The sequence below is a fragment of the Pseudomonas sp. HMWF006 genome (genome assembly GCF_003061205.1).
Taxonomy (GTDB): domain Bacteria; phylum Pseudomonadota; class Gammaproteobacteria; order Pseudomonadales; family Pseudomonadaceae; genus Aquipseudomonas; species Aquipseudomonas monsensis.
Genome location: NZ_QAIU01000469.1, coordinates 1 through 1,243, shown reverse-complemented (window position 1 = coordinate 1,243; position 1,243 = coordinate 1). Strand labels below are relative to the sequence as shown.

Annotated in this window: 1 protein-coding gene; it reads right to left on the bottom strand. The window is 60.0% G+C overall.

What is annotated here, in order from left to right:
- Positions 1-57 precede the first annotated feature (57 nt).
- Positions 58-999 (bottom strand): AEC family transporter, encoded by a 942-nt coding sequence (locus DBR24_RS20520; protein ID WP_128615678.1) that lies wholly within the window; start codon positions 997-999, stop codon positions 58-60.
- Positions 1,000-1,243 lie beyond the last annotated feature (244 nt).

Genomic DNA, 1,243 nt, shown 5'->3' with positions numbered 1-1,243 from the left:
CCTGTGGGAGCGGGCTTGCCCGCGATGAGGCCGGAAAAATCACCGAAAATCTTTCGGTCAGATCCATCCACCCCACTGCAAAACAAAGATCCCAATATTGGTGGTCACCGCCGCCATCAGCGTGGTCAGCACAATGATCGCCGCCGCCAGCTCATGATTGCCCTGCGCCGCCCGGGCCATGACGAAACTCGCCGCCGCCGTCGGGCTGCCGAAGTACAGAAACAGAATCCCCAGCTCCGCGCCGCGAAATCCCCACAACCAGGCCCCCAAAGTCGCCAGCACTGGCAAACCGATCATCTTCACCAGACTCGAACTGAGCGCCATGTTGCCGCTCTTGCGCAACGCCGCCAGTGACAGGGTTCCGCCGATGCAGATCAGCGCCAGTGGCAACGTGGTCTGCGCCAGATACTGCCCGGATGTCTCCAGCCAGCCCGGCAAACCGATTTTGAAATAGGCAAACGGCGCCGCGGCAATCACGCTGATGATCAGCGGGTTGCTGAACACGCTTTTGCAGATACTCCACGGATCGGACTTGATCACCGGGCTGTACACCGCCAGGACAATGGTCGACAGGGTGTTGTAAAACAGGATCACCAGCGCGGCGAGAATCGCCCCGAGGGAAATTCCGTAATCACCGTACATGCTCGCCGCCAGTGCCAGGCCGATCACCCCGTTGTTGCCGCGAAACGCGCCTTGGGTGTAGATGCCGCGATCTTCGCGGGGGCAACGCAGAATCGCCCAGCCCCAGGCCAGGGCAAAACTCGCCAGCGTGGCGACGGCGAAGTAGATCAGCAGTGCCGGTTGCAACGCGGCGTGCAGATCCGCATGCAGAATGCCGAGAAACAGCAGCGCCGGCATGCTGACGTTGAACACCAGCGACGAGGCGGTGTGGATGAAGTTGTCGTTGATCCAGTCGATGCGTTTGAGCAACACACCGAGAAACAGCATGGCAAACACCGGCGCGGTGATGTTCAGGGTTTCGAGGAAGATTGCCAGCATGCCGGGGGAGCCTTGGGTGAGCGTCGTTAGGTGGCAATGATAAAGCAAAAGCCCCTCACCCTAGCCCTCTCCCAAAGGGAGAGGGGACCGATCACGGGATATTGGAGAAATCCATCGACCTGAAATGACATCGCTGAATCCGGCAATGCCTGTAGCAGGCCATAATCAACTCGGTCTTTCAGGTCGATGTAATGCGCAAGACACCTCGGTCGGCCCCCTCTCCCTCCGGGAGAGGGCTGGGGTG